Raw genomic sequence first — 26557 nt, 5'->3', positions numbered from 1 at the left:
TCGTCATGGGCGTACAAGGCTCGGGATGCCACCCGCCCGGCGGCGCGCCGATGCGGCGCTGTCAGGAGTAGACGTGGGGCGCGAGCACCGCGACGTCGCGGAGGTTGCGGTAGCGCTCGGCGTAGTCGAGCCCGTAACCGATGACGAAGTCGTTGGGGATGTCGAAGCCGACGTACCGGCAGTCGACCTCGACCTTCATGGCGTCGGGCTTGCGGAGCAGCGCGAGCACCTCGACGGACTCGGCACCGCGCGAGGCGAAGTTCTCGAGCAGCCAGCTGAGGGTGAGGCCCGAGTCGATGATGTCCTCGACGATCAGCACGTGCTTGCCCGTGATGTCGGTGTCGAGGTCTTTGCGGATCTGCACCACACCGCTCGAGCGCGTGCTCGCGCCGTACGACGACACGGCCATCCAGTCCATCGACACGTGGATGGGGAGGTGACGGGCGAAATCGGCCATGACCATGACCGCGCCCTTCAGAACGCCCACGAGGACGACGTCGCGGCCCTCGTAGTCGGCGGCCACCTGTGTCGCGAGTTCGGCGAGCTTTTCGTGGATCTGCTCCTCGGTGAGGAGGACTTCGCTGATGTCGTCGGAGATGTCGGCGGCGCGCATTGGGAAAGTCTACGTCGGCGGAATCAGGATGCCGTCCGTGCGACGACCTCGATGCGCGCACCGACGCGACGGGCGAGGCATCCGGGAAGATCGATGGGCCCCTGCCCCTTCCAGTCCGTGGCCAGACGGGCGACCTCGAGGGTCTGCGCGCGAGACAGCGAGACACCGAACTCGCTGTCGACGACGTACCGGACGATCCTGTTGCGCAGAGCCGCGGGGTTCGCCGCGAGCGCCGCGACCGAGATGGAGATCCCCGCCTCGGCGTGCTCGACGATGTCCTCGATGGTCTCGTCGATCATGTCCTGGAACGCCTCGGCGTCTTCTCGCAGCTGCTCGGCGGTGCGGGCGAGGGCCTCGGCCACCCCCGGACCGAGCTCGGACTCGAGCAGCGGCATCACCCGGTCGCGCACACGCACGCGGGAGTACGCGGGGTCGGCATTGTGCGGGTCGGTCCACGGCTCCAGCCCCTCGGCGATGCACGCCGCCACGGTGGTGCGCCGACGCACGGACAGGAGGGGGCGCGCCCAGACCGGGCCCTCGGCATCCCTTCTCTCCGCGGGCATTCCGGCGAGGCTCAACCCGCCGGAACCGCGGGCGAGACCGAGCAGGACGGTCTCGGCCTGGTCGTCGAGCGTGTGCCCGAGCAGGACGACGCCGGCTCCGATCTCGGCGGCCGCCGCGGCGAGACCCGCATACCGCGCCTCCCGGGCCGCCGCCTCGGGGCCGTCGGTCGAACCGACCTCGACGCGGACGACGCGGGCGTCGAGACCGAGGTCGCGAGCCTTCTGCGCGGCGGCCGCCGCCACGGCATCCGACCCCTTCTGCAGACCGTGGTCGATCACCACGGCCTCGGCCGGGATGCCGGCACGCGCCGCCTCGAAGGCGGTCGCCGCCGCGAGGGCCAGCGAATCCGGGCCGCCCGACAACGCCACCACGACGGGTCCGTCCGCGCGGCCGAGGGCGGCACGAACGGCGCGGCGCACCTCGGCGACGGACGGGTCGAGTCCTGGGCGATGATCCATCCCTCCACGCTAGCGGGGGTCCGACTCCGGCCCGCGGCGGCCTCGGACTAGGCTGGGCCGCGGAAATCCACAGATCTAAGGAGCACGAGTATGGGCGCGTACGACGCCGTCATCGAGATCCCCCGCGGCAGCCGCGTGAAGTACGAAGTCGACCACGGCACCGGCCGTGTCTACCTCGACCGCATCCTTTACACGGTGTTCGGCTACCCCGCCAACTACGGCTTCTTCGAGAACACGCTCGGCGAAGACGGCGACCCCCTCGACGTGCTCGTCCTGCTCGACCGCGAGCTGCACCCCGGCATCCTCGCGAAGGTGCGCCCCGTCGGCGTGCTGAAGATGAGCGACGAGGCCGGCGGCGACGACAAGGTCGTGGCCGTGCTCGCAAAGGACCCGCGCTGGGACCACATCCAGGACGTCGGCGACATCGACGAGTGGACCAAGAAGGAGATCACCCACTTCTTCGAGCACTACAAGGACCTCGAGCCCAACAAGTGGGTCAAGGTCGACGAGTGGGCGGATGCCGCCGAGGCCGAGCGCCTGGTGGGCGAGGCGTTCACTCGATTCGATGAGCACGACGCGCAGACCAAGACGCAGGGTTCGGGCGAGGCTCCCAACACGCTCTGATCAGCTTCACGCACGAGAAAACCCCCGGTCCGAAGACCGGGGGTTTTCTCGTGCGCCTGATCAGACGTCGACGCCGCGCCAGCGCAGCCAGGGCGCGGGGTCGGTCGTCCCGCCCCACGGCGGGTAGACCTCGAAGTGCAGGTGGCAGCCGAACGAGTTGCCGGTCTGACCGGTCGCGGCGATCTGCTGGCCCGCCTCGACGCGCTGACCGTACGAGACGTAGATCCCGCCGTCGACGATGTGACCGTAACCGGTGCCCGATCCGTCGTCGTGGGCGATGCGGATGTAGTTTCCGAAGCCGCCGTTGCGGCCGGCGTAGGTCACGCGACCGGCCGCTGCCGCGTAGATCGGCGACCAGCAGCTGGCGCCGAAATCGAGCCCGAGGTGCCAGGTGCTCGCGCAGTAGCTCGAGTTGCACTGCCCGGAGCGGGGGCCGTAGCCCGACGAGGTGTACGCCGACGAGGGACGAGCCCAGCCGGAGCCGCCGACGCTTCCGCCTCCGCCGCCGCCACCACCACCGCTGCTGCTGCCGCCACCGCCGCCGCCGCCGCCGCCGCCGCTGTTGTTGTTATTGCTGTTGTTCTGGTTGTTGCGGGCCTCCTGCTCGCGGCGCGCGCGCTCGGCGACGTCACGGGCGGCAGCCTCTTCCCGCGCCTTGCGCTCGCGCTCTTCGCGCGCCTTGCGCTCGGCCTCGACGCCCGCCTGATACTCGGCGACCGTCTTCGCGGTGGTGTCCTGGAGCGCGGCGAGCTGCGCCTCGAGCACGGCCTGGTTGGCCTGCTGCGCGGCGAGGGCCTCCTGAGCGGCCTGGGCCGCCTGCTGGGCCGCGGCCATCTTGTCTTCGGCGATCTTCTGCAGACGGTCGCGCTCGGCGCGGGCGTCGTTGGCCTGGTTGCTGAGGTTCTTCGCGCTGTCGCGCGCCGCCACCGCCGCCGAGTAGACCGACTTGTTGCGCTCGAGGAGCTTGTCCATCGTGCCGAGCTTGGCCAGCAGGTCGTCCGCCGATGCGGCCGAGCCGGAGAAGAACAGGTTGAGGGAGGTGTCGTCACCGCCGGAGCGGTACAGCTGGGCGGCGACCTTGCCGGCCTTGCTGGCGGCATCCGTCGCCTTCGCGGATTCGGCGTCTGCCTGCTGCTGAATGAGCTGAGCGCGGTAGTCCGCGTCCTGGTAGGCCTGCTGCGCGGCGTAGTACTCGTCGGACCGGGCCTGAACCTCGGCCTGCGTCCGGGCGACCTCGGACTGCAGACCCTGGATCAGCCCCTGAATGCGCGAGATCTCGCCGGCCTTCGCGGCCTCGTTCGCCTTGGCGGCCTGCACGTCGTCCCACGAGGGATAGTCGGCGGCCACGGCCGGAGAGCTGAAGCCCGACGTCGCAGCACCGAACGCGCCGAGAGCTGCCGCGCCGATAGCGCCGTACTTCAGCGCACTGCGCCTGTCGAAGGTGGGCCACAAACGCCGCTGCTCACTGGCCGTGGGGGCGCAGCCGCAGTCGTCGGTCTCATTTGGGGGCACGAGCGTCACGGGCTACCTCATCTCACCGGGTCGCAACTCGGCTAACAGTAGCAACACGAGTCACACACACAACAGGGCGAGTTCCCGCTGCAGCAGCTCATCTTGCGCTCCCGACACGCGCGGGCGCGGGATGCCACGCCCCGAATTGGCAATCTCGACGGTTGTGAAGTAGGCTCGGTCGTCGGCAAGCGAGGATGAAATCGCAAGGTTTCAGGCTCATCCGGCCCCATCGTTTAGCGGCCTAGGACGCCGCCCTTTCACGGCGGTAGCACGGGTTCGAATCCCGTTGGGGTCACTCTCCGGTGAAGTACAATTGAAAATGCATGGCCCTGTAGCGCAGTTGGTTAGCGTGCCGCCCTGTCACGGCGGAGGTCGCGGGTTCAAGTCCCGTCAGGGTCGCTCCATAGCGACGGGCCTTCTTTCGAGGAGGCCTTTCGTCTAGGAAGCGGCAGACATGTCGCTCGGCTCTGTAGCTCAGTTGGTAGAGCGCACGACTGAAAATCGTGAGGTCACGGGATCGACGCCCGTCGGAGCCACAAGGATCGTCGTTACAACGGTCCCAGAAACCCTCGCCTAGCTTCTACATGGCGGGGGTTTTGCTTTTCCCTGGTGAAAGCCGGTTTCTTTCGTAGCCTCCGCAGGTTGACAACGACTCCGATTGACGCCTTCGACTCGCGAGCCAGCCACTTCCGAGAACTGATCGGCACGAGCTCGCGAGCTACCTGGGCCGGTCTGGGGCCGGTTGTGTGAACAAGGCAACGCGCTCGAGCTCTATGCGCACACGGCGGCGGGTGATAGCTCGACAGACTTCGCCGTTGCCTCGGGCGGCCCTGAGCCGCCGATCGAGCGTGGTTGCGGAGGGCAAAATAAAAGCGGGATGCGCACATTGCGATCCCGCTGTTTACCCGAACTTTCAAGTGATCCCACCCGCTGCCTCGACTCCCAGAAGTGATCACTCCACTCGCTTGCGCGAGGGGGATATTTTCCGCGGTATCGGCCAACAGTTGCGTCTACCTGAGGTAGCCCGCTTCTCTACTTCGTAGAACGGCCCGGTATGAAGTTCCCTTGGATGATACCACGATCGCCAGCGCGCGCAGCCCCGCCGTAAGTCGCGGCCGACCTGGCGCAACTAAGCTGTCACGTACTCAGAGAGAGGGCGCAAGCATGGAGTCACCCGAGCTGCTCGACGCGATCCGCCGGATCGTCGAGGAGGACTGGCCAACGACCAAGTTCCCGGTCCTGCTCTCCAAGCTCCCCAAGAGGATCGATAGGTTGTGGCCGGGCGAGGATTACAAGGAAGCCCTCGGGGGCAAGAACTTGAAGGGCTTCTTGCAGGAGAACGCGGCTGTAGCCGGTCTGCGTCTGGTGCAAGACCCAGCACACTCTGCTCGCGTGGGCCTGATTCCTCTCAACGAGGAGTACGAGTTCCCCGCGCTCCCTGCCGCGCCCCCCAGTGGCATCACTCCTGACGATGCTCGCGCGTTCGCGAGGGTGATCGAAAGCATGACCGCAGAGGAGCAGCAAGCCGTGACGTTTCCGGCCAGCTTCGTTGCCCGCGTCCTTGCCGCGACGCGGTAATCACGACGAGTGCACCTTCTCGCGGTCCTCCTCGCGACGAACGAGGCTCTCGTCAAGACCCTCGAAAAGCCTCGTACGGACATCAGCGCAGCGGCTCTTCGTAATGCCAGGCTCCCCGGCTCCAATGAGTTGACGATGGTTGCATTCAACCCCGCAAAGCAGCGCACTCCGTTTGTCGATTTCCTGAGTAACGCGATGGGCGTGGTGGAGAACCGGCCAGGGGAAGCCGCCTTCGATGGAGTGGTGGTCCTGTTCGACAGCACCACAGTTCAGGACGTCACCGGGATTCGCGATGGAGTTTTTGCGGGCCAGGTCGACGCGACCTACATCGAGGATCGCGAGAGTTTCCTGATTCGCCACTTCGGGCGTCTCCTCACGAACCTTGCGGTTCTGATGCGCACGATGAGCGACAAGACGCGAATGGAAGCCGCGATTCTGCCGGCGAAGAACTTCGACTCTGAAGTCTTCAGGCGGTTCATGGACTTGTGCCAGACCCAAGCAATGGCGGTGGACTTCCAAGATCGCGTGGTCCCCGCCCTCACAGCTGTGACGAAGCTTCGTGGCCCGCGGCGGCGATCAAAGTACCCCACTAAGTACTTCAAAGACGAACGGCCGTCTTGCTACCAATATGGCCCTGAGAAGCACTCCTGGTTTGAGACAGGCGGCGAGCACTCCTCCGTGTGCACGATTCGCGGCATGTTCCGCTTCGGCGTCCCGCTCGAACCGCAGCGTCACTTCAATGTGACGCATGCAACAGACAACGTCCGGATCTCGGGATCGTTCCGCACGTGCCACGACTCGTGGCTAGTGGCATCGGAGCGGACTCATCTGAATATGTTCAGCAACGATTTCGCGAAGTAGCGACAAGCGCTCGATGTGGGTTGGCACCGAACCGTTTAAGACGGGTGCACGTCGGGACAATCCGCGAGGCAGCAGCCACACATCGGGCAAGCAGCAGATCCGGCATCAGCATCGTTCTCGCACACGCACTCCTTGCACGAGCACCGGGTGCCGCGCGCGGGGAGATTCAATTCGAGGCGTTGCTCGTCGTTCACCTCAGATGCGAACACGATGTTGTACTCGATCCCGCCGAGCACCACAGTGCGGTCTAGATCCTGATTTTTCATAACCTGCCAGGATAGCTTTCCGCCACTGCGGGTAGACGTTGATGGCTGGCCCGGACTGGGACGCCGCGGGCGCGATGCGATCGGAGACCCTCTCAGTCGTTGTCGAGTCGTCGAAGGATGAGTTCGTAGTCGTGCTCGTCAATGAGGCCGACGATGAAGGCGTACTCAATGGCGTCGAAGCTGTTCGGCCGCGCTTCCCAGTCGTCCGCGAGGCCGGTCGTCCTGTACTGCGGCTCGTACGTCCATGAGCGAAGCGTGCTCACCAGTTCTTCGCGCGAGATGCCGCCCCTCGCTGCGGCGCGGACTACATCCATTGCGGTCGCGAACCGCGACTCCGACTCGCTCACATCACCACCTCCAGATCGCGTCGGGGAGCTTGGCTCCAACGATGAGCGAGAGCTTCCGCTTGGTCTTGTCGAGCGTGTTTCCTAGGGTTGCACGACCCTCGGACGGGATCACGAGGCTGGGGTACTCGTCGAGCGTGACCCATCCCGCGAGCACCGTTAAATCCAGATCCCATTCCATGTTCGACAGCTCGCGGTAGCGTTCGCGAGAGCGCTCGATGTCGGCCTCGGCATCCGCTCGGTCCCACCCGTTCACTCGGCACAGGGTCGCGATAACTGACTCCCACCGGTCGTTGAGCTCCGCCAGCCCGGAGTGCTGTGTTTCATGGCAGGCGCCGCACAGCGCGATCACTCCGGCGAGCCGCTGGACATGGTGAGATCCGTCTCCGTCGAACTCCCACATCTCATGACAGTCCGGGTTTCGCGTGCCCTCGCCGTAGAACGACGGCTGATCACACACCTCGCACACTCGACCGGCGCGCTCTGCAGTCCTACGGCTTAGCGCTACCCACCTGGATGTCGGCAGGACCGCTCGCAGGTTGGAGCCCCATACGCTGCCTGGCAGCCTGTCAGCGCCGAGCGTCATTGTGCCGTCTTCGTTCCGGACGATCATGAGTCGCCGCCTCTCTCAGCTTGACCGAGGTCTGAGCCGAACAGCGAGTCGATTGCGGCGGCCGCCCGCTTGGCGACGTCGGAGCGGGCGCGGCTGTATCGCTCGGTCATCTGCATGCTGGAGTGCCCGAGCACGGCCTGGACGTCGTTGGCCGAGGCGCCGGCATCGAACAGCATCGTGGCAAGCGTGTGGCGCAGATCGTGGAGCCGGAGGTCGTTGCGGTGTAGCTTCGCTCGGAGCGTCTTCCAATCGATCGCGCGACGGACATTTGAGGCATTGATCCGTCCCCCGCGAGGACCGGTGAAGACGAGGTCGCCGCGGTGCTTGCCGGCCATGGCCTCGGTCAGCGGCGCGACGAGCGGCGTAGGGATCGGCACGTCCCGTTCCTTGTGGCTCTTCGGCGTCAGCTCTACGCCGCGCCCGTCCGCGCCGATGCTGAATGCCCGTCGTACGTGGATCGTCCGATGCGCAAGATCGACGTCTTCCATGCGCAATGCGGTCGCCTCGTTGGCGCGCATGCCGGTGTAGACGAGAGCGGCGATGTAGCGCCGATAGTGCGCATCATCGATCGCTGAAAGCAGCGTCGGCACCTCCGCGGCCGTGAGCGCGCGCGAGCGCAGGCTCGTCGTCGACTCGGGCTTCGGACGACGAGCGAGACGCGCCTGATTCAGCGGCACGAGATGCGCGCGGACAGCGCCATCGAGCAGGCGACTCAGCACCGAGAGCGCATCAATGCGCGTGGAGGTGCTTCCGTCCCATCCGATGATCGCCTCTTCGATGACGCCCGCCGTGAGCTTCTCGAGCTTCACGTGACCAAGCCACGGCTTCACCCGCAGCCGCCATCCGCGCTCGTATGCACGCGCCGTCGCCGCCCGCACGCTGCCCTCGATGACCGGCCAGTGGCGCGAGTGCCACTGGGTCAGCGTCATGTCGCCATCGGGATACCGGCGAGTGAGCGTCTCCGCGCGGAGCTTCTTGGCTTCGGCGAGCGTCTCAACGTAGGTCGAGCGTTCGCGCTGCTCGCCGTTCAGACCAATCGCCCAGATGCGCACCTGGTACTTGCCGCGGTCCTTGCGGAAACGGATGCCCTCGGGCAGCGGACGCCGGGTCTTCGGGTCGATCCGCTCGCCCCGTTCAGCCGACACCGCGGGTACCGCCGGCCTGGAGGAACGCAGCGACCGTCGACGCCCGCCAGAGCATGTGCTTGCCCATGTGCGCGTCGGGGAACGGGAACCGGTTCTGCCGCCGCAGCGAGTCGAAGGTCGACAGCGGTACGCGGCAGAGCGCGGCCGCCTCGCGGCGAGTCAGGTAGTCGTTGTGCTCGGAATGATCGGCGACGTCGGTCTCGGGGTCGTCGACGGGGGTGTGAGTGTTCACGTCATGCTCCTTTCGCTGGGTGGGGTCTTGGGGTCTCGTGCGCGGTCCTGGCGCCATTGGCGCGCGGCATCCGCTGCCTCTCTCGCGAGTGCTTTGTCGCCGTCGGTGAGCCAGCCCATGCCCGCGTATGACCACGAGCCGATGATGAGTACCTCGTCGGGGCTGATCTCCTCGGTCGGCTTCGTCTTTGCGAGCAGGTGCTTGAGACGCCAGGTCCGTCGTGCGCCACGGAGCGATCCGAGCGTCACCGAGTAGCGCCGTGACTTCGTCGAGAAGTGACCTCGGAAGCCGAGCATCCCGTCCCAGCGATGCAGCTGCTCGTACGGTCCTTCGGGATCGACGACAGTCGCCAACTCGCGAACGGTCGACTTGATGCGCTTGATGTGATCACGGCCGGCGCCCGTCGGCTCGAGGTCTTCGGTCGCTTTGGTGGCGTACTTCGCGATGTAGGCGGCCACAGCACGGTCGGACAGTGCACCGTCAAGACCCTCGCGACGCACGATCGGCCGCACGTCGAACTGCTTGCCCCAGGTGAGCGTGCGAGTTCTGGCGTCGCCAGGAAGTGGAGCCGCAGCGACGCTCGTCTTCCTCACGGCAGACTGGATCGCGGTCACCAAGCGATCGGTCGTCACTGCGGCCGGCGGCGCCGGGAAAGGGAGCTCGGGATGGATGCCGTCGAGCCGGATGATGGCGTGGAAGTGGACGACTCCCCGACGTTGGAACTCGGCGACCTTCGCGAACTGCAGCCGTACGACGCGGGCCGCTGCGCGCTGCGTCATGCCGAGCGATCGAGCCAGCTCGCGGCGCAGCCGGATCGTGAACCGACGCCACAACTCGGGCGCGTGGTACTGCCAGACGACGTGACCGACGTAGTCGTAGCACTCGGCGCACACCGCATCACCGCGCTGCGGATCGTCGTCGTCATGGTGGCAGCGGCATCCTCTCGGCTTGCCGTGCTCGCAGACTCCGGTGCGACGGTCGACGGCGGTCGTGTGAACGGCTCCGAACGACGGGGCGGTGAGTGTGAGGAAGACCATCGGGTGCTCGGCGACCTCCTCTGGCACCTCCTTCATCCCACCCGCAGCGCCGGCCATGATCATGTGCCAGGTGTCGCCCTTGTACTCGTGACTGCAGGACTCGCAGCGTGTGGCGCGTCGATTGCCGCAGCGAGTGAAGGTGACGCCGTCCGGTTCGCTCGTCGACGAGTACTCCGAGAGGATCTCGCCGGATGCCTCGTGGAGCGTCGCCGAGGATCCGACGAGACGCACCGGGTTGAGGCAGTAGCCCGTCGAGGCGACGTTGTGCATCCAACGGTCGTACTCCTCACTGCGGAGCCGCCGCGCGACGGACTCATCGAGACGCATCGGTTACCACCATCACGGGCACCGCGCAGCCGATCGGGTAGGTCAGGCCCATGAACGGGTCGTCGTACCAGGTGATGCGGCAGATCTCGTCGCTCTCGCCGGTCTCGCGGCGCAACTCCTGCCAGTTGACGATCGCTGCGTCCGAGCAGGAGTTGTTCGCGATGGTCGGTCCGAAGTCGTCGAGCAGACTGTCGTCGACGGCGGGCGCGTCGTATCGTGCGACCTTGAGCATGGCGGCGCGGTCCCACTTCTCCCCCAGGTTGCACGGCGCAAGAACGTCAGCGGGGCTTGTCCCGGTCGCCTGGCGGCTTGGGGTGGGTGACGGGCTCCCAGTCGGTGCCGCACAGCCCGACAGGACGAGCGCCGCGACGATGGCGGGCGATGCGAGACCACGGATGCTGTTCATGTTGCGGTTTCCTTTCGTGAGGTGCGGCGCGGGGGTCGCGGCGCACGGTGTGAGCGCGGCTGACGCTCGTCGGAGGCGGGTGCTTCGGGGATGACGACGGGGACCTGCCGCGGTGCGGCAAACCGTGACGAAACGTTGCGGATCATGTCGTCGGTGATCAGTCCCGCGCGGACACGCTCGGGAGGGCGGCCATCTTCGGGCAGGACATATGCGACGCCGGGAGTGGTCGGCGAGATCTCGTGACATCGTGCACCTGCCGCCACGGCTCCGTCGCCGAGAACCATCGCGGTCTCCATGCGGTCACGCAGTCGGAGCCCGACCGTCTGAGTGAAGAGGCCGCGCGCCGGCAACGTCTCCTTGCGCGGATCTTGGAGACAGGCGAACACGATGAACCCGACAGCACGGCCCTGTGAGGCGAGAGTCGCAAGCGCGGAGTTTGCCCGGCGGAGCAGATCTCGATCGGTCTCGTAGGCGGTGAGCGCCGCGAGCTCGTCGATCAGCACAACGATCGTCGGGCTGTCGAGGGTCGCGACATGCTGTCGGGTCTTGCCCGCGAGATCCGTCGCTCGCTGCTGCATCGCGGCGACGGCATCCTCGAGCAGAATCACCGAGCGCTCGGCGTCGGCGGCAAATCTCGTCAGCAGCGAGCGCCCGAGAGCGAGTTCCATGCCGCCCTTGCGGTCGATGCCCCAGACCTCGACGAGGCCGCTGTGGATGGGTTCGGCGAGTCCGAGGAGCAGACCCCACACAAGCGATGCTTTGCCGCTGCCCGATGCGCCGGCCACGAGGGTGTGGGGACCGAGGCGAAGCGACCAAGGTCCGCCTGTTGCGTCTCTGCCCATCGGGACCGTCTTGCCGTCCCACGCCACGGGCAGGTCGAGGGAGAACGCGAACTCAAGCGCATCCACGAACTCGAGCCGCAACGCCATCGCGCCGATGTGCTCACCGTGGACCGTCGCGCGGCGTGCGCCGAAGGCCTGCGCGAGTAAATCTGCCTGCGCCTGCAGGTGCTCACGGCCGAGTCCTTGCGGGAGGACAACGCCGACGGCGCAGGTCCACCCTTCCCACACGGGGGTGCTGATTGCGGGGACCACCATGCCGCGCGTGCCGTAGCCGGGGACACCGAGGCCGACGCGCGACGCTACCCCGGGCCAGTTCGCGAGGATGTTGCGCGAGACATCGCGCCTCCACTTGTCCTCGGCACTGCGCGGCATCCGGAGCGCCGTCACCGTCAGCCAAAGGCCGGCCAGGAGGACAAGCGCCAGGCATCCGGCGTTGAACGCAAGCTGCACGGCCGGCACCGGCGGCAACCATGAGATGACTACGACGATCGCCGCGGCCCACCACCAGCGACGCAGGAGGATGCCGATCTCGTCGCCCCAGCTACGCAGTCCGCGCGGCACGGTGATCCGCATTACTCGGCACCCCGCGGCTTCGGTGCCGGCTTCATCTCACGGGCGCGGAGCGAGTAGGCGACGCGCGGCCGCCCCTGCCCCTCCTTGACGTACGGCGTCACCGTGAGACCCTCGAAGACAGCCGGGCGGAACGGCAGACCGTTCAGCTCCGGCGGCAGTTGCGGCTCCGAGATGCTCGCGATCTTGACGGTGACCTCGCCCTGGCCCTTCTTGGCGTCGGGGTCGGCGTCGATCACGCGCACCTGCCAGAGCGGGTGACCGGAGTTCTTGTCGAGGTCCTGCCCCTGCCGCTCGCCGTCGTCGGACCACTTGACGATCGGCTCGACCTCGCCGACGACGAACGCACCCCGCGGGAAGAACGCGTCGAAGCTGACTGGGATTGCTGACTGGATTGCCATTACTAGTTCCTCTCAACTGGTGAACTTTTTGCTCACAGAAACAGCATCACCCTTTGCGCTGAGGTAGTCAACCTTTTTCTCACTTAAGAGGCTTCGTGTTCTACGAGCAGAAAAACCGCACACGAGTAAGCTCGGAGCCGTGGAGGAGTCACCATGAACGAACTGCCGGCGCTGCCGACGTGGGGCGTCGTTCCCGACCCGGTTCGCAACGTCCTCCAGCGGCTCAAAGAGCGAGCGGCTGCCGGGGTCGAGGCAATGGACACTCAGAAGATCAGCGGCGAGACCCCCCAGAACCACGACGAAGCGTTCTTGCAGATGTCGTGGGCAGCGGAGGCCGCCGATCGCGCCACACGGGACTATCGCAGCGTCTTCAACGCCTACACGCACAAGTTTCACCAGCCGAAGCCGCCGATCGGCGAGCTCGCTGCAATGCAGGGAGCGATCACTCAGTCCTTCGCAAAGCGGTACACACCGAAGACTGTGGAGGCGATCGAGGCGTTGCTCTCACCTGAGCCGGACCTCGACGCGATCCGTGTAGGCATCCGCGCCCTAGGCTTCGAGGATCTTCGCGGCATCTCCGACGCACTCGACCAAGCGATGGCCACCGCGGAGACCGACCGGCACTTCCGACCGTGGCTGCCGTCGGCCGACAAGGCTCGCGCCACGAGCCGAGTGCTGCAAAGCCTCGCGGACGACGAGCTGTGAGAACTTTCTCTACTCGTTCAAGGCCGGCCTAACGGCCGGCGGCTCTCGCCAGCCTGCGGTGCGTCCGGTCCTCGCTTCGCTGCGGTCCGGGCGCTCCTCGGCAAGCGAGCACCGAGTCTAGTCAGCCGATATGATCGCGAAAGTCCGGACCCACCGGGCCGCGCGAAAGGACAGACCTCCATGGCCGATGCCCAGGACTCGGACTTTCTCCTTGAGGAGAGCATCCCTCTCGTCCCGGGCCAGGGCGAGGACGAAGCGGACCTCGACGACCCACCCTCTACCTTCGTCGCATCCGTAAGCAGCAAGGACTGGACAGTTGAAACCCTTGTCTCGCAAATGCGGAAGGGTCGAATCGATCTGGCGCCATCGTTTCAACGACGTAATGCGTGGTTAGGGAGCCGTAAGAGCAAGCTCATCGAGTCCATCATGCTCCAGTTCCCCATCCCGCAGATCGTGCTCGCGGAGGAGCCGCACCGACCCGGTCACTTCTTCGTGCTCGATGGAAAGCAACGACTGCTCGCCCTCCGCCAGTTCTTCGTGCGCAAAGAAGAAGACCGCGACGAGAAGTTCGAAGGCTTACGGCTGACGGGCCTCGAGGTGTTGCCGGAACTCAATCGCCTCACGATCGCCGGGCTCGAAGAGAAGCGCCCAGACCTGATCGCGACTATCGAGAATCACAGTATCCGGACCGTCGTACTCGGAGACTGGAACTCCGAGCGCATGCTCTTGTCACTGTTTCTGCGCCTCAATACGGGAAGCGTACCGCTGTCGCCGCAGGAGCTGCGTCAAGCCCTCATCCACGGCGACTTCATCAAGTGGCTTGATCGCAGCTCGGGCGACTCACTCGCGCTTCAGCAACTGTTGAACAACCGCAACCCGGACCGTCGGATGGTGGACGCAGAGCTCCTCCTTCGTCACCTCGCGTTTTCCAGGTCGCCGGTCACGTACCGCGGAAACCTGAAGTCCTTCCTGGACGACACGTCGCGACTCTTCAATCGCGACTGGGACGTTCAAGAGCGCCAGCTCGACATCGCACTGCAGGAGTTCGAGCACGGCGTCATCGCGGGAATGACGGCATTTGGCGCCGACGCTTTCGCTCGAAAATGGACGACCGGCGATGGAAAACCCCCGCGGTTCGAGCGTGCGCTAAATAGAGCTGTGTTTGATGTGCAGGGTTTCTCGTTCGCTATCCCGCGAGTTCGAGATGCGATCGTGAGTCGTGCGGACGACGTACTTCAGGAGTTCAAGTTGCTCTCTGGAACAAACGATGCATTCATTCGATCGATATCAGCAACCACCAAGACCGCAGACGCGTTCACCACGCGTCACCGCGCGTGGCGCGACGCCGTTCAAAGAGTCACTGGGGTTACGTACGACCTGCCAGCACCGCTCTTGAGGGCCTGAGATGGATGCACGCACGCAGATCTCGACGCTCGAGGTCGCGTTCTTGTCCTCCATCACGACGGAGTTTCCCGGGCGGCTGACCAAGTCCGAGAAGGCCAACCTGCACGCCTACCTCGTCTTGTCACACTCCGTCCTCGAAGAGGACATCGAGAGCGTTTTTGAGGAGTTCTTCGACCTCCTCGGCCCTCAGCTTGCGGGAGAGGTCGTACCGTCGGCGGCCGTTTCGCTTGCGTTCGCCGTCGCGGAGCAGATCCCCGATGAGTTGAAGGTCGCTCACCGAAGGCGTGACACGGCAGCTTTCATACGGGGCCCCGGACGCAAAGTTCTCGAGAAAGCGATCGCAGCCAACAACGGCTTGAAGGAGGAAAACCTAGCGAAGCTGGCGAAGGCCGTCGGTGTGAACTGGGCTGCTTTCGAGCAGGCGCTTGGGACTGCGATCGCCGACCTCTCGACTTTCGGAACGAAGCGGGGCAGCTCTAGTCATCTTTCGCCCTTCTCCACAAAAGTCACCGCAATTGCCGAGGAACTCGATCCTGAAGACGTGAAGCGATGGGTAAGGGATGCGGTCGCGGGCGCGGCGGCGATCCGCGCTCACCTGCTGTCGCAGGCAGTGGGTTCCCGAATCAAGAAGTCAACGGCGCAACGAGACAGAATCAGGCATGGAGCACCACGGCTTCGCGTGTCGCGTTCACTGCGTTCTGCATAGGCGACTCGTAGCTCTAAGCGGACAACGACTCGAACCACCTTTGAAGAGACTCCAGCCGCCCGGAGGCCATGTGACCAATGGCTCGTTCCATACCCCCAGCCCTAGCTCTCGATCCTGAGTTCGGGGCCGCGTATGCTTCTCGCGGACCGTCCGGGTTGACGTGCACTACACGAGTGAAAATCTCGGCATTTCCGCTCCGGTTTTCGCAGGCGGCCGCCAGCCGTGCCGGATCAAACTCATTCGTCACCAGGACGTAGTCGAAGCTCTTACCGCTGCTCTCCAGCTTGGAGTACGCGTCGAAGTCGGTCATGAATTGCTCTTCGCGATCACTTCTCACGCTCCACTTGCAACTCACCAGAACACGATGACCTGTGGCGCGATTCACAAGCGCGAGATCCACCTTCTTCGTCTTGTCACTTCCGCGCGGCGCATAGAAGCCAGGCAAGTCGTGTAACGCTGGCCTGACTCTGATGTCGTAGCTACGAACAGTCGGTTCCCACCGACGGAGTAGTCCAGCGAGAGTATCTTCGAACCCCTCGCCGACAAGATTTTTTCGCTTATTCTCACTGCCGATATGACCCTTGATGCGAACCAGGAGATCGCGAATGAAGTCCTCGGCGGGCGCCGAGCCGAGGTGACTTTCGATCGCATCACTAACTATGGCCTCAAGCTCCAGATCCTCGTCCGGGCGAGGCATGTCTTTGCCCACAAATGGTCGCCGCTGAGAGTCTGCACGTTCAAGCCGTTGGGCCCGCGCTGCCTCGGTAGCAATCGACAGATCTCGTACAGCCGCCGAGAAGAGCCAATCTATTCGTTCGCCCAGGTCTCGTGGCGAGATTTCATACTGCTCACTTAGCCAGCTATGGAACTGCAGTGACCTCGCGTACCACGGACGCCCTGGCTGACACTTGTCACTCTCGTAGCAATGGGCAAGCCCGGTTGTGCGATCGATCCAGAGCAGGAGGCGGTAAACATGCCGCCACGCGCTCTCAGGAGTGACAATTTCCCCGAGTGAATCGCGAAAGTACTGGTCAAGAAGCCGATACCGATTCTCTGCCCCGAAGGCACGCGAGATCGCGTCCGACTCCCGCGGCTCAGGCATGCCTACACCTGAATACGACTTCTTTCATTCACCAGCACCCGCTTGAGGCTTCCCGCCACCGCCGCTGCAAGCAGGGGTGGGACGGCGTTTCCAATCTGACGATAGCGGCTATGCGTCGCGCCGTTGGGCTGCCGGCCCTCCAGTTCGCCGCGGCGGGGATCCGTGGTGACTTCAAAGGCGTCAGGAAAGGACTGCAACCGGCAGAACTCGCGGACGCTCAGCGCCCGCGGCTCGGAGTAGTGGTAAACAGCGTCGGCCTTCGTGTTCAGCGTCCAAGCCCAGAACGCAGGGTGCAGACGGCGATAAGCGTAGTAATGCTTGCGAGACAGCATCTCGGTGCCGTTGGAAGGACCCCACTTTTGGCCAGTCAGGTAACGCCGCTGCAGGTGCTCCGCGAGATCTCGATAATTGCCCCCCGCGGGTATGCCCTCGAGTCGCAGTCGCGTATCGACGTTCATCCGTGGGACCTCAAGGTTGCTGACGCCACGGCGGTTGCGCATGAGCCTCTGATATGCCGAGGCTGGGCGAACGAGAGCGTCGCTGCGGAGGGCACCCTGCTTGTTTCCTGCTTCAAGGAAGTTGAGGTCGCCGATCGCCTGTTCCACAGAGACGACGGATGTGTCTTTCGGATCGCGAAGCCGATCGAGCAACTCCTCCGCAACAACGTCATTCCGCAGGCCAAGCCTGTATCCGCGGTGGGAGACGGAGTCCGGCATAAGAGCGACTGCCGCGGTAGCGCCCGACCCTTCGATCGGCGGCGGCGCCACTCCGAGGTCGCGGTGGACACCGACGAACACAAGCCTCTTCCGCGTCTGAGGTACGCCGAATTCAGCAGCATCGAGGAGCGTCGACGAGACAATGTACTTGCCGCCGAGAGCAAGGTCGGACCGAACCTGCTCACGCACGCCCATTTGATCCATGCCAGGCACGTTTTCCATGACGAATGCCCGCGGTTCAACCATGTCAACGACACGGACAAACTCTCGGTACAGCGAATTGCGAGGGTCATCGATTAGGCGAGAGTGATTGCGAACCTGCGAGAAGGCCTGACACGGCGGGCCGCCGATGATCACGTCAACATCCGAACCCAGAGCGAAAACGCGATCCTTTACGGAGTCATTGCGAATGTCGCCGGTGACCGCGATCGCGTTTGGGAAGTTACGAGCATAGGTTGCCATCGCGTCGGGGTCGTAGTCGGTCCCCGCCACGATCCGGAAGCCCGCCTGCTCGAAACCGAGGGACAGCCCTCCCGCCCCTGAGAACAAGTCGATGACGGTCGGGCCCCGCTGCTCGACGGGCAGTCCGAGGTCATCCATGTATCAACCCTCCCATGTAGCTGGGCCATCCGTTCTCGGACACTCCGCCGACAGCGTAGACCTCACCGTCGCGCCTCAAGAACGACCTCCGCGATCTCGTCGGCGATTGCTTCGACCTCGGTATCAACGGTAGAGCGCGCGACCTTGTCAGCAAGGCTTGGGCTCCTTGACGCGACCTCGGCGTGGTCCACGTCGTGCCAGATCGGAAGCAGCGTTTGCTTGCCCGCGACGTTCAGCGTCACTATGCCGTCCAGCTCGTACTGCGGCCAGCCCTTCGCGAAGTAGGCGGGGCTGAGGACCACGACTGCAAAGCGACTCGCCGAAAGTCCCTGATCGATGCGTCGACGTAGGCTTTGACCAATCCGAAGCTCGGCCTTATCGAGCCAAGCCGAGACCCCCCGGTGCTCAAGCGCCTCCGCCAACGGGATGGCAACCGCTGCCTTGTCCTCGCTGGCGTGCGAGATGAAAACATCCCAAGTGCGGCCGTCAAGCACGTCAGGATCGTCAGGACGATGTGGGGTTCTCACATCGAGCACGTCGCGAAGCGGACGCTCAGAAGGCTCTCGGTAGTCCGGCAAGTTTCCCCGCGGCGGGGGCACCACATTTACCCCGCTGCGGATACGACCCGCTCCACCACCCAGGTCGATCGCGACGTACCAGTGCCCGTCACTTGGTACGGGAATGCGCGCAGGAGAAGTCTTCATCAGGCCACCGAAGTAGCGATACTGTCGGCCGCTCGCGTAGCTCGAATAGTTGCTGCGATCCATCAATTGCACATTCGCCTGCTTATCCAGGGTTACGACAACCGTCGAACCACGTTTGATCTGCCCGAGGTCGTACTTGACATGCTGCATGCCGCGATCATTCCCCATACCTGCGACATCGGCCGACGTCCTCGAGTCAGCGACGTCAGGCGACTCGTGTAGTTACGATCAATGTCCGCTGACCGGCTCATCCTCTGCAAGCTCGACGCTCCACTTGGCCCTCGCGAGCACCTCGTCGTATGTGAGGATCTCGGGGAAGCTCGTAGATCGCCTGAAGAGCTCGAAAGACCGCACCTTGTCCGGGTGTACCTGTTCGCCTCGCGCCAGGCTCGCCAGCGTTCCGACGATCAGGTAGGACCTGACCGCCCCGGAGAAGACCCGCTCGCCTGTGCTGAATCCATCATCGTCACGAGAGTCCAACCACTGGCCGAGGTCCTCGCGAGCGCGGTCGGCTGTTACCAACGCTTGCGCGACACCGCCGGCTAAAGCCCTCGAAGGCGCCCAGGTTCCTGATCGATACTCCGTCGACTCAAGTAGCGCATCTGTATGCAGCTTCACCTCAGCGAACACGAGTGAGGAGACGATGCCCGAGCTGACCAGCAGTGCATCTACTCGCTTTCCTACGTCAGCCACCGACGCACCCGCTACAAGTCGCTCAAGCTTCTTGTCGTCCCACGAAGTGAGCAGACGCCCCGAGAGGCCCGTCCCCAGGAGCCATGGATTCTCCTCGAAGAATCGCTGCCAGACGGCTTCCGCGCTGCCGCCTGCTCGCGCGCTCTCGAACTCAGACTCGTCGGTGAGGAGTTGCTCGAACCGAGAGACGATTCTTCGCCTCGCTGCGACGGCGACAACATCCTTCGCGCTGACATCAGCCTCGATAACAGCTTTGAACCTGTCCGGATCCTGCGAGTAGATGGCCTGAAGCGCACTCGGATCCTGGAGCACCGTCGCCAGAACATCCTCGTCGATCTTGAGGGTGTCCCCATCTGCTGGATCGATTCCACGCAACGCGAAGCAGAGGTCAATCAGACGCTTTGCTGCTTCCTCGTCCAGGCTGACGAGTGTATCGAGGCGGGCGTCCTTCCCGACGTATCCGGTGGACCTCTCGATTCGAATCTCGACGACACGTCCCCGGTCACGGACGATCCTAGCCTTCACCTGTATTCGTCCCGCCGGACTCGCGTGTAAGTTCACGATCTCCTCCTCGTCGGTGGGCAATCCGGCTCGTATTGACTCCGCTGCCCCAACCACCTGCCAGACAGTCCGCGTTGGGGAGCCCAAATCAGCCGTCGAGCCGAATCGCAACGGAAACGACTTGCCGACAGTCGTCCGACCCAAGACTCTGAGGGATGCATAGTCCGCCTCGGTAGTAGGTTCGGGCGGCAAGAGACGTGCCCAGTCGATTGGACGGTTGGCTGCGCTCACACTTCGGAGCATGCTCGATCTACGGTTAGCGAGCAAGTATCGAGATGATCGGACCGTGCCGCCGACGCCGGTGCCGCAGAATCTCCGATCCGCTTCATGCGCAGTACGGCGACCGCGAAAGCGGGCCGGTCTCGGGCCGGGAACTTGGCTGAAACCATCCAACACCAGCCATCACCAACGAGCACGACTTCCTCGGAATCACGCGGCAAACGAGCACTCGTGAGCACCCGCCGACCCCGCGAATACAACTGAAAATCGTGAGGTCACGGGATCGACGCCCGTCGGAGCCACACGGGTGATCATTACAGTCACCCCAGAAACCCTCGCCTAGCTTCTACATGGCGGGGGTTTTGCTTTGCCCGGGTGCCGCTCTGCGTCGGCATCCCGCCCCCTCCCCCGCGGCGCGCCGCGCCGATGCCTACCCGGCACGCGCCGCACCGCGCCACACCGCGCCGAGAACAGGACATGCGCCGAAAACAGGCCGTTTCCCGCGATAGCGCCCTGTTCTCGTGGCATCCCCTGTTCTCGTGACGACGTCACCCGCGCCCGCGACGGACGGCCGCGCGGGGTCCACCCAGCCAGGGGTGGTTTCCGGCGTCGCCAGACAGCGCTACTATTTGTTGACTTTTAGCAAACACCTGGCGCCCGACTGAGCCATCCCGAGCCGTCCGCCAGGCCTTCTCTCGAAGAGGCCCCGATGTCAGACATCACCACGCGAACCAGACGCGCCCATACTCCGCCCACCACCACCGGCGCCGCGAACACGGTCATGACGCACCGCATGATCATGTTCGTGATCTTCGGCCTCATGGCCGGCATGTTCCTCTCCGCCCTCGACCAGACCGTGGTCGGCACCTCGATCCGCACGATCGGCGACGACCTCCAGGGTCTGAGCCTGCAGGCGTGGGTCACCACGGCCTACCTGATCGTCTCGACGATCTCGACGCCGATCTACGGCAAGCTCTCCGACATCTTCGGTCGTCGCCCGCTGTTCCTCATCGCCATCCTGATCTTCATCATCGGCTCGGTGCTGGCGAGCTTCTCGACCTCGATGGTCGAGCTCGCGGCCTTCCGCGCCATCCAGGGTCTCGGCGCCGGCGGCCTCATGTCGATGCCGCTCGCGATCATGGGCGACATCCTCGCCCCGCGCGAACGCGCGAAGTACCAGGGCTACTTCCTCGCGGTCTTCGGCATCTCCAGCGTCATCGGCCCGCTCGTCGGCGGCCTGTTCGCCGGAGCGAGCCAGATCCTCTTCATCACCGGATGGCGCTGGGTCTTCCTCATCAACGTGCCGATCGGCATCGTCGCCCTGGCGATCGTCTGGAAGTTCCTGCACATCCCCCAGCAGCCGCGGCACTCGGTGCGCATCGACTGGTGGGGTGCCACCACGGTCATCGTCGCCCTCGTCCCGCTCCTCCTCGTGGCCGAGCAGGGTCGCGAGTGGGGCTGGGGCTCGCCGATCGCGATCGCCTGCTACGTCATCGGTGCCCTCGGCATCCTGGCCTTCGTCATCGCCGAGACCGCGATGAAGGACGACGCCCTCATCCCGCTCAAGCTGTTCCGCTCGCCGACGTTCTCGATGGCCACGATCATCGGCGTGCTCGTCGGCTTCGGCATGTTCGGCGCGATGCTGACTCTGCCGCTGTACCTGCAGCTCGTGCTGGGTTCGTCGCCCACGCAGAGCGGGTTCGAGATGCTGCCGATGATCCTCGGGCTCATGATCGCGTCGATCGCGAGCGGCCAGATCATCGCGCGCACGGGCCGGTACCGCATGTTCCCGATCCTGGGCACGGCGCTGATGTCGGTGGGCTTCTTCCTGCTGACCTTCTTGAAGTACGACAGCCCGTACTGGCACGTGGCGATCGCGATGCTCGTGATCGGGCTGGGCCTCGGCCAGCTGATGCAGACGCTCACCATCGCCAGCCAGAACTCGGTGGGCCTGCGCGACATGGGTGTGGCCACGAGCGGTTCGACGTTCTTCCGTCAGATCGGCGGAACGCTCGGTACCGCCGTGCTGCTGTCGCTGCTGTTCACGCTCATGCCGTCGAACATCATCGGCTCGTTCGCCGACCGCGCGACGCTCACCGATGCCCTCGATGCCGCCCTCGATCCCACGGTCGCTTCGGCACCGGCGAACGAGAAGATCATGTCGGGCATCTACACCCCGATCGTCTCGAAGATCGTCGACGGCACGACCTCGCAGCTGCAGACGGGGGTGGAACAGGCTCGGGATGCCGCCACCCAGGCGGTCTCGGAGCAGGTCGCCGCCGGTCGCATCCCCGCGTCGGCGCAGGCCACCGCCACCCAGACCGCGGTCGCCCAGGCCATCACCGCCGCCACGGCGCAGATCCAGCAGCAGGTGCCGGTCGCGCGCGTCGGTTCCGACGGCACCGTGACCCTGGACTTCTCGGATGCCACGCAGCGCGCGGCCTTCGTCGACTCCGCGGCCACGACGATCGAGGAACAGTTCTCGGCCGGCGATGAGAACACGTCGGTCGGCGACTCGACGCTCGACGACACCTCGTTCCTGGTGGGTGCCGACGCGCGCCTGACCAAGCCGTTCCTCGTCGGCTTCAACTCCTCGTCGACGACCGTGTACTGGACCGCGATGGGTGTCGTGCTGCTGGCCTTCGTGCTGTCGCTGTTCTTCCGCACCCCGCCGCTGCGGGCGAAGTCGGCCCTGCAGGAGGCCGCCGACGAACGCCGCGGCAAGGACGACGAAGACAAGCGCGCCGAAGAGGCCGCCGCCCAGACCGGCGCACTGATCGCCCCGTAAGGGCATCGCTACCGAAGAAGGGCGGGGTGTCGCAAGACGCCCCGCCCTTCTTCGGTATCCCCGGGGAGCCCGAGACTCAGGCGGCCTCGCGCGCCCGCAGGTCTTTACGCAGGATCTTGCCCGAGGTCGACTTCGGAATGTCGTCGATGAACTCCACGCGGCGCACCTTCTTGTGCGGTGCGACCTCTCCCGCGACGAAGGCCATCACGTCATCGGCGCTCAGTCCGGAGTCGGGGGCGGCCACCACGAAGGCCTTGGGGATCTCCTCGCCGTCGTCGCCGCGCACGCCGATGACCGCGGCATCCTGGATCTTCGGGTGCGAGAGCAGCAGCGCCTCGAGCTCGGCGGGAGCGATCTGGTAGCCGTGGTACTTGATGAGCTCTTTCAGACGGTCGACGATTGTGAAGGATCCGTCGACATGGTGGACGCCGATGTCGCCGGTGTGCAGGAAGCCCTCGTCGTCGAGCGTCTCGGCGGTGGCATCGGGTCGACCGAGGTAGCCGAGCATGACGTTCGGACCGCGGACCCAGATCTCCCCGGGGGCGGTGAAGCCGTCGTCGCCGTGCTCTTCGAGGTCGGCGCCGGTCTCGGGGTCGACGAGCCGCGCCTCGCACCCCGGGATGAGCACTCCCACCGAGCTGACGGGCAGGTCGGAGCCCGCTGGGATCGCGTGCGAGACGGGGCTCAACTCGCTCATGCCGTAGCCCTGGTAGAAGCGGGCGCCGATCCGTCGGCCGGCGGTCTCGGCCGTCTCTCCGTCGAGAGGGGCGGCGCCCGAGAACACGCTGTGCACGCTCGAGAGATCGAACTGATCGACGGCGGGGTGCTTGGCGAGCGCGACCGCGATGGGCGGGGCGATGAACAGGAAGGTGCAGCGGTGGTCCTGCACGGTCCGCAGGAACTCCATCAGATCGAACCGCGGCATGGTGACGAGTGTCGCGCGTTGACGCAGCGCCAGGTTCAGCAGCACCGTCATGCCGTAGATGTGGAAGAAGGGCAGCACCGCGAGCACGCGATCCTCGCGCCCGATCTCGATGACCGGGCGGCACTGGTGCACGTTGGCGACGAGGTTGCGGTGCGAGAGCATGACCCCCTTGGGGACGCCGGTGGTCCCCGACGAGTACGGCAGCACCGCGACGTGGGTGGCGGGGTCGAAGCTCACCTCGGGCGGGGTACGACCCTCGCTGAGCAGCGAGCGCAGGTCGGGGTGCCCCTCCGCCCCGTCGAGCACGATGAGGCGGTCGTCCGGGATCCCCACGGCCTGAGCGGCGAGCAGCGCCTGCGGCAGCAGCGGCGAGACGGTCACGAGCCAGGTGGCCGCGGCATCCCTCAACTGCTTCTCGATCTCGCCCGCCGTGTAGAGCGAGTTGATCGTGGTGATGATCGAGCCCGCGCGCAGGATGCCGTGGAACACGGTCGCGAAGGCGGGGACGTTGGGGCAGAGCATCGCGACGACCGTCTCGGTGTCGGCACCCCGTGCGGCCAGGGCTCCGGCGAAGGCGTCGACCTGCGCGCGCAGGGCGCGGTACGAGGTCTCGGCGCCGGTGCCGGGGTCGATGAGCGCGACGCGATCGAGGTCGGCCTCGTCGAGAGAGGCGGACAGGTAGTCGTAGATGCTCTGGTCGGGAATCTCGATGCTCGGGTACGGACTCTGGAACACGGTTCTCTCCCTCGAAAACTGCTGCGGCGTCAGCGCCGTGCGCTCATCCTGGCATCCGTGGGACGCGGTGTCATCCCGGACGGGACCCGCTCTCGGTCGGCGCTCAGGTGAACGCCAGCACCACACCCCCGGCCGCACCGACGAGCACGACCGCCCACGCGGGCATGCGGAACGCCGTGAGCAGGACGAAACCGACCACCGCGAGCAGCAGCGACCCCGGACCGGTGACCGCCGTCGTGAAGACCGGCGCATAGAGGGCCGCGCCCAGGATGCCGACGACCGCCGCCCCCGTGCCGCGCATCGCGGCCCGTACGCGAGGCCGGTCGCGCACCGCGTCCCAGAAGGGCAGCACACCGGTGAGCAGGAGGAAACCCGGCAGGAAGATCGCGGCGAGGGCGATCGCCGCGCCGGCGACACCGCCGGGGCCCGCCAACGACACCGCCCCGAGGTAGGCGGAGAACGTGAAGAGCGGACCGGGAACCGCTTGGGCTGCCCCGTACCCGGCGAGGAACGCCTCGGGCGAGACCCAGCCCGGCTCGACGACCCCGGCCTGCAGCAGGGGGAGCACGACATGACCGCCCCCGAAGACGAGCGCGCCGGCGCGGAAGAAGGCGTCGACGAACGCGACCGTACCCGACCCGGTCGCCCCCGCGAGGACCGGGAGCCCCACCAGCCCCACCGCGAAGAGGACGAGGCAGACTACGGCGACAGGGCGCGGCACGCCGAACGCGGGCATCGCGGGCGAGGACGCCTCGGACGCACGGCGCAGCAGCGCGAGGCCGCCCACCACCCCCACGGCGAGCGCACCGAGCTGCCCCGGCGCCCCCGGCAGGAGCAGCGCGAGGGCGAGGCCTATGACCGCGATACCCGCCCGCGGGCCGTCGGGGGCGAGGGTGCGCGCCATTCCCCCGACCGCCTGCGCGACGATGGCCACCGCCACGATCTGCAGGCCCGAGATCACGCCCGCGGCGACGGGCCCGCCGAGCAGGGCCGCTCCCCCGGCGAAGGCGACCATAAGAACGGCCGAGGGCAGGGTGAAGGCGAGGAAGGCGGCGAGCGCACCGAGGATGCCGGCGCGTTGCAGGCCCATCGCGAAGCCCACCTGGCTCGACGCGGGCCCGGGGAGGAACTGACAGAGCGCGACCAGGTCGGCGTAGGCGCGATCGTCCATCCACTTCCGCCGCACGACGAGGTCGTCGCGGAAGTAGCCGAGGTGCGCGACCGGCCCGCCGAACGACGTGACCCCCAGACGCAGGAAGGCGAGGAACACCTCGCGCACTCGGCCGGGTCGCTGCATCCGCCCATGCTCACCCGGCGAGGGAAACGACGGGTGAACCGTCACACCGACGCGGAACCGAGGAGCTCGTCGACGAGACGCAGCGTGAGGCCGGTGAGGCGCTGGTCGTCCGCGATGTCGGCGCCGGCCACGGCGTCGCGGAACCGTTCGACCTCGCCCACCATCGGGTTGGCCGGCGCCGCCACCTCGATCAGCTCGACATCGCCCTCGCGCGGGGTGAGCGTCAGGCGTCGGGGCGCATCGATCGCGTCGATGGACAGCGTGGCATCCTCTCCCTGGATCTCGCTCGGCAGGGCGGTGTCGGTGATCTTCGACCACGCGATGTCGGCGACGAAGCCGTCGTAGGCGGCGAGCGCGCTCCCGAGCCCGTCCGTTCCCGAGGCGATGCCCACGCGGACGCCGACGATCGAGCGCGGGGCATCGAAGAGGCGCACCAGCGCGTGCAGCGGGTACACCCCGAGGTCGCGGAGCGCGCTCCCGCCCAAGGCGGGATCGAAGATGTTCGTCTGCTCGCCGGCGAGCACGTGGTCGTAGCGCGCCGACCGCTTCTCGTACCGGAGCGAGACGCGGCGAAGCGTGCCCAGTTGCGGCAGCAGCCCGCGGACCGCTTCCAGCCCCGGGTCGTACGCCGAGCGCATCGCCTCGAGCAGGACGACACCGCGCTCGCGCGCGTGCGACACCGCGGCGTCCCAGTCCTGCGCCGACAGGACGGCGGGCTTCTCGACGAGCGTCGGGATGCCGGCATCCACCGCCTCGCGCACCTGCTCCGCGTGCAGCGCGTTCGGGCTGGCGAGGTAGACGGCGTCGACGTCGGAGGCGGCGAGGAGCTCCGTGAGGCCGACGGCGGTGTGCGGCGCGCCGATCGCGTCGGCGAACCTCCTCGCACGTGCGCCATCGCGAGAGGCCACCCGCACGACCTCGACACCCTCGACGACGGCGACCGCCTCCGCGAAGCGCTCGGAGATGGAACTGGTCCCGACAATGCCGATGCGAATCATGCCTTCATCTT

At 65.9% G+C, this 26557-nt stretch carries 25 protein-coding genes and 3 tRNA genes; 10 read left to right on the top strand and 18 right to left on the bottom strand.

Going from position 1 to position 26557, the window contains the following annotated elements; translation table 11 throughout:
- Positions 1-61: 61 nt before the first annotated feature.
- Together hpt and tilS are read right to left on the bottom strand one after the other, a co-directional pair.
- Positions 62-613 (bottom strand): hypoxanthine phosphoribosyltransferase, encoded by a 552-nt coding sequence (hpt, locus tag J2X55_RS04480; RefSeq protein ID WP_115916008.1) that lies wholly within the window; start codon positions 611-613, stop codon positions 62-64.
- Positions 614-636: 23 nt separating this feature from the next.
- Positions 637-1635, bottom strand: a complete 999-nt coding sequence (gene tilS / locus J2X55_RS04475) for a tRNA lysidine(34) synthetase TilS (protein WP_309822076.1) — start codon at positions 1633-1635, stop codon at positions 637-639.
- 90 nt (positions 1636-1725) lie between these two features.
- Between tilS and J2X55_RS04470 the strand changes: the two genes are divergently transcribed.
- Complete coding sequence (locus tag J2X55_RS04470; RefSeq protein WP_013584174.1) at positions 1726-2259, top strand: inorganic diphosphatase; 534 nt, start codon at positions 1726-1728, stop codon at positions 2257-2259.
- Between the two features lie 60 nt (positions 2260-2319).
- On the opposite strand, the gene J2X55_RS04465 is transcribed toward J2X55_RS04470, so the two are convergent.
- Positions 2320-3780 (bottom strand): M23 family metallopeptidase, encoded by a 1461-nt coding sequence (locus J2X55_RS04465; protein WP_309822074.1) that lies wholly within the window; start codon positions 3778-3780, stop codon positions 2320-2322.
- A gap of 213 nt (positions 3781-3993) precedes the next feature.
- Between J2X55_RS04465 and J2X55_RS04460 the strand changes: the two genes are divergently transcribed.
- The 5 genes from J2X55_RS04460 (at position 3994) to J2X55_RS04440 (ending at position 6210) form a co-directional block, all read left to right on the top strand.
- Positions 3994-4066: transfer RNA gene (locus tag J2X55_RS04460), tRNA-Glu, on the top strand.
- 30 nt (positions 4067-4096) lie between these two features.
- Positions 4097-4170 (top strand) — tRNA-Asp (locus J2X55_RS04455).
- A 64-nt stretch (positions 4171-4234) separates the two neighbouring features.
- Positions 4235-4307, top strand: a tRNA-Phe gene (locus J2X55_RS04450).
- Positions 4308-4935: 628 nt separating this feature from the next.
- Entirely contained in the window at positions 4936-5349 is a 414-nt protein-coding gene (locus tag J2X55_RS04445) for a hypothetical protein (RefSeq protein WP_309822073.1), read from the top strand.
- 9 nt (positions 5350-5358) lie between these two features.
- The gene (locus J2X55_RS04440; RefSeq protein ID WP_309822072.1) at positions 5359-6210 is read left to right on the top strand and encodes a hypothetical protein; all 852 of its coding nucleotides are present in this window, start codon (positions 5359-5361) and stop codon (positions 6208-6210) included.
- Between the two features lie 358 nt (positions 6211-6568).
- On the opposite strand, the gene J2X55_RS04435 is transcribed toward J2X55_RS04440, so the two are convergent.
- From J2X55_RS04435 to J2X55_RS04400, 8 genes are all read right to left on the bottom strand, one after another.
- Positions 6569-6790 carry a hypothetical protein gene (locus J2X55_RS04435; protein ID WP_309822071.1) on the bottom strand — a complete coding sequence of 74 codons (222 nt, stop codon included), beginning with the start codon at positions 6788-6790 and terminating at the stop codon, positions 6569-6571.
- 34 nt (positions 6791-6824) lie between these two features.
- Positions 6825-7223: a hypothetical protein gene (locus tag J2X55_RS04430; RefSeq protein WP_309822070.1), complete on the bottom strand. Its 399-nt coding sequence runs from the start codon at positions 7221-7223 to the stop codon at positions 6825-6827.
- Positions 7224-7429: 206 nt separating this feature from the next.
- Positions 7430-8485: a site-specific integrase gene (locus J2X55_RS04425; RefSeq protein WP_309822069.1), complete on the bottom strand. Its 1056-nt coding sequence runs from the start codon at positions 8483-8485 to the stop codon at positions 7430-7432.
- 82 nt (positions 8486-8567) lie between these two features.
- Complete coding sequence (locus tag J2X55_RS04420) at positions 8568-8810, bottom strand: hypothetical protein (protein WP_309822068.1); 243 nt, start codon at positions 8808-8810, stop codon at positions 8568-8570.
- Positions 8807-10174 (bottom strand): replication initiator, encoded by a 1368-nt coding sequence (locus tag J2X55_RS04415; protein ID WP_309822067.1) that lies wholly within the window; start codon positions 10172-10174, stop codon positions 8807-8809. The genes J2X55_RS04420 and J2X55_RS04415 overlap by 4 nt, the downstream gene beginning before the upstream one ends.
- Positions 10161-10580, bottom strand: coding sequence for a hypothetical protein (locus J2X55_RS04410; protein WP_309822066.1), 420 nt, complete (start codon positions 10578-10580; stop codon positions 10161-10163). The genes J2X55_RS04415 and J2X55_RS04410 overlap by 14 nt, the downstream gene beginning before the upstream one ends.
- Positions 10577-11995 (bottom strand): FtsK/SpoIIIE domain-containing protein, encoded by a 1419-nt coding sequence (locus tag J2X55_RS04405; RefSeq protein WP_309822065.1) that lies wholly within the window; start codon positions 11993-11995, stop codon positions 10577-10579. The genes J2X55_RS04410 and J2X55_RS04405 overlap by 4 nt, the downstream gene beginning before the upstream one ends.
- Positions 11995-12393, bottom strand: coding sequence for a hypothetical protein (locus J2X55_RS04400; RefSeq protein ID WP_058623021.1), 399 nt, complete (start codon positions 12391-12393; stop codon positions 11995-11997). The genes J2X55_RS04405 and J2X55_RS04400 overlap by 1 nt, the downstream gene beginning before the upstream one ends.
- Positions 12394-12546: 153 nt before the next feature.
- Here J2X55_RS04400 and J2X55_RS04395 point away from each other — a divergent pair, with 153 nt between their 5' ends.
- From J2X55_RS04395 to J2X55_RS04385, 3 genes are all read left to right on the top strand, one after another.
- Positions 12547-13098 (top strand): hypothetical protein, encoded by a 552-nt coding sequence (locus J2X55_RS04395; RefSeq protein ID WP_309822064.1) that lies wholly within the window; start codon positions 12547-12549, stop codon positions 13096-13098.
- A gap of 180 nt (positions 13099-13278) precedes the next feature.
- A complete protein-coding gene (locus J2X55_RS04390; protein ID WP_309822063.1) occupies positions 13279-14502 on the top strand; it encodes a DUF262 domain-containing protein in 1224 nt (407 codons plus the stop codon).
- 1 nt (position 14503) lies between these two features.
- Positions 14504-15208: a HEPN domain-containing protein gene (locus J2X55_RS04385; protein ID WP_309822062.1), complete on the top strand. Its 705-nt coding sequence runs from the start codon at positions 14504-14506 to the stop codon at positions 15206-15208.
- Between the two features lie 13 nt (positions 15209-15221).
- On the opposite strand, the gene J2X55_RS04380 is transcribed toward J2X55_RS04385, so the two are convergent.
- From J2X55_RS04380 to J2X55_RS04365, 4 genes are all read right to left on the bottom strand, one after another.
- The gene (locus J2X55_RS04380) at positions 15222-15905 is read right to left on the bottom strand and encodes a hypothetical protein (protein ID WP_309822061.1); all 684 of its coding nucleotides are present in this window, start codon (positions 15903-15905) and stop codon (positions 15222-15224) included.
- 407 nt (positions 15906-16312) lie between these two features.
- The gene (locus tag J2X55_RS04375) at positions 16313-17626 is read right to left on the bottom strand and encodes a DNA cytosine methyltransferase (RefSeq protein ID WP_309822060.1); all 1314 of its coding nucleotides are present in this window, start codon (positions 17624-17626) and stop codon (positions 16313-16315) included.
- A 62-nt stretch (positions 17627-17688) separates the two neighbouring features.
- On the bottom strand, positions 17689-18480 hold the full coding sequence (locus tag J2X55_RS04370; RefSeq protein ID WP_309822059.1) for a DUF1883 domain-containing protein: 792 nt from the start codon (positions 18478-18480) through the stop codon (positions 17689-17691).
- A gap of 78 nt (positions 18481-18558) precedes the next feature.
- A complete protein-coding gene (locus J2X55_RS04365) occupies positions 18559-19608 on the bottom strand; it encodes a Shedu immune nuclease family protein (RefSeq protein ID WP_309822058.1) in 1050 nt (349 codons plus the stop codon).
- Between the two features lie 904 nt (positions 19609-20512).
- Between J2X55_RS04365 and J2X55_RS04360 the strand changes: the two genes are divergently transcribed.
- Positions 20513-22591: an MDR family MFS transporter gene (locus tag J2X55_RS04360; protein WP_396653241.1), complete on the top strand. Its 2079-nt coding sequence runs from the start codon at positions 20513-20515 to the stop codon at positions 22589-22591.
- Between the two features lie 76 nt (positions 22592-22667).
- On the opposite strand, the gene J2X55_RS04355 is transcribed toward J2X55_RS04360, so the two are convergent.
- The 3 genes from J2X55_RS04355 to J2X55_RS04345 form a co-directional block, all read right to left on the bottom strand.
- A complete protein-coding gene (locus tag J2X55_RS04355) occupies positions 22668-24251 on the bottom strand; it encodes an AMP-binding protein (RefSeq protein WP_309822057.1) in 1584 nt (527 codons plus the stop codon).
- 103 nt (positions 24252-24354) lie between these two features.
- A complete protein-coding gene (chrA, locus tag J2X55_RS04350) occupies positions 24355-25548 on the bottom strand; it encodes a chromate efflux transporter (RefSeq protein WP_309822056.1) in 1194 nt (397 codons plus the stop codon).
- A gap of 41 nt (positions 25549-25589) precedes the next feature.
- Positions 25590-26546 (bottom strand): Gfo/Idh/MocA family oxidoreductase, encoded by a 957-nt coding sequence (locus tag J2X55_RS04345; RefSeq protein ID WP_309822055.1) that lies wholly within the window; start codon positions 26544-26546, stop codon positions 25590-25592.
- Between the last annotated feature and the right edge of the window lie 11 nt (positions 26547-26557).

The organism is Microbacterium sp. 1154, assembly GCF_031455375.1.
Lineage (GTDB): Bacteria > Actinomycetota > Actinomycetes > Actinomycetales > Microbacteriaceae > Microbacterium.
The sequence above is the reverse complement of the archived record's forward strand: the minus strand, read 5'-3'. Positions and strand labels throughout refer to the sequence as shown.

Coding starts and splice junctions, on each gene's coding strand:
- hpt (WP_115916008.1), bottom strand. CDS start 613: ATGCGCGCCGCCGACATCTCCGACGACATCAGCGAAGTCCTCCTCACC.
- tilS (WP_309822076.1), bottom strand. CDS start 1,635: ATGGATCATCGCCCAGGACTCGACCCGTCCGTCGCCGAGGTGCGCCGC.
- J2X55_RS04470 (WP_013584174.1), top strand. CDS start 1,726: ATGGGCGCGTACGACGCCGTCATCGAGATCCCCCGCGGCAGCCGCGTG.
- J2X55_RS04445 (WP_309822073.1), top strand. CDS start 4,936: ATGGAGTCACCCGAGCTGCTCGACGCGATCCGCCGGATCGTCGAGGAG.
- J2X55_RS04435 (WP_309822071.1), bottom strand. CDS start 6,790: ATGGATGTAGTCCGCGCCGCAGCGAGGGGCGGCATCTCGCGCGAAGAA.
- J2X55_RS04430 (WP_309822070.1), bottom strand. CDS start 7,223: ATGTGGGAGTTCGACGGAGACGGATCTCACCATGTCCAGCGGCTCGCC.
- J2X55_RS04415 (WP_309822067.1), bottom strand. CDS start 10,174: ATGCGTCTCGATGAGTCCGTCGCGCGGCGGCTCCGCAGTGAGGAGTAC.
- J2X55_RS04410 (WP_309822066.1), bottom strand. CDS start 10,580: ATGAACAGCATCCGTGGTCTCGCATCGCCCGCCATCGTCGCGGCGCTC.
- J2X55_RS04405 (WP_309822065.1), bottom strand. CDS start 11,995: ATGCGGATCACCGTGCCGCGCGGACTGCGTAGCTGGGGCGACGAGATC.
- J2X55_RS04400 (WP_058623021.1), bottom strand. CDS start 12,393: ATGGCAATCCAGTCAGCAATCCCAGTCAGCTTCGACGCGTTCTTCCCG.
- J2X55_RS04395 (WP_309822064.1), top strand. CDS start 12,547: ATGAACGAACTGCCGGCGCTGCCGACGTGGGGCGTCGTTCCCGACCCG.
- J2X55_RS04390 (WP_309822063.1), top strand. CDS start 13,279: ATGGCCGATGCCCAGGACTCGGACTTTCTCCTTGAGGAGAGCATCCCT.
- J2X55_RS04385 (WP_309822062.1), top strand. CDS start 14,504: ATGGATGCACGCACGCAGATCTCGACGCTCGAGGTCGCGTTCTTGTCC.
- J2X55_RS04380 (WP_309822061.1), bottom strand. CDS start 15,905: ATGCCTCGCCCGGACGAGGATCTGGAGCTTGAGGCCATAGTTAGTGAT.
- J2X55_RS04375 (WP_309822060.1), bottom strand. CDS start 17,626: ATGGATGACCTCGGACTGCCCGTCGAGCAGCGGGGCCCGACCGTCATC.
- J2X55_RS04370 (WP_309822059.1), bottom strand. CDS start 18,480: ATGCAGCATGTCAAGTACGACCTCGGGCAGATCAAACGTGGTTCGACG.
- J2X55_RS04360 (WP_396653241.1), top strand. CDS start 20,513: ATGTCAGACATCACCACGCGAACCAGACGCGCCCATACTCCGCCCACC.
- chrA (WP_309822056.1), bottom strand. CDS start 25,548: ATGCAGCGACCCGGCCGAGTGCGCGAGGTGTTCCTCGCCTTCCTGCGT.
- J2X55_RS04345 (WP_309822055.1), bottom strand. CDS start 26,546: ATGATTCGCATCGGCATTGTCGGGACCAGTTCCATCTCCGAGCGCTTC.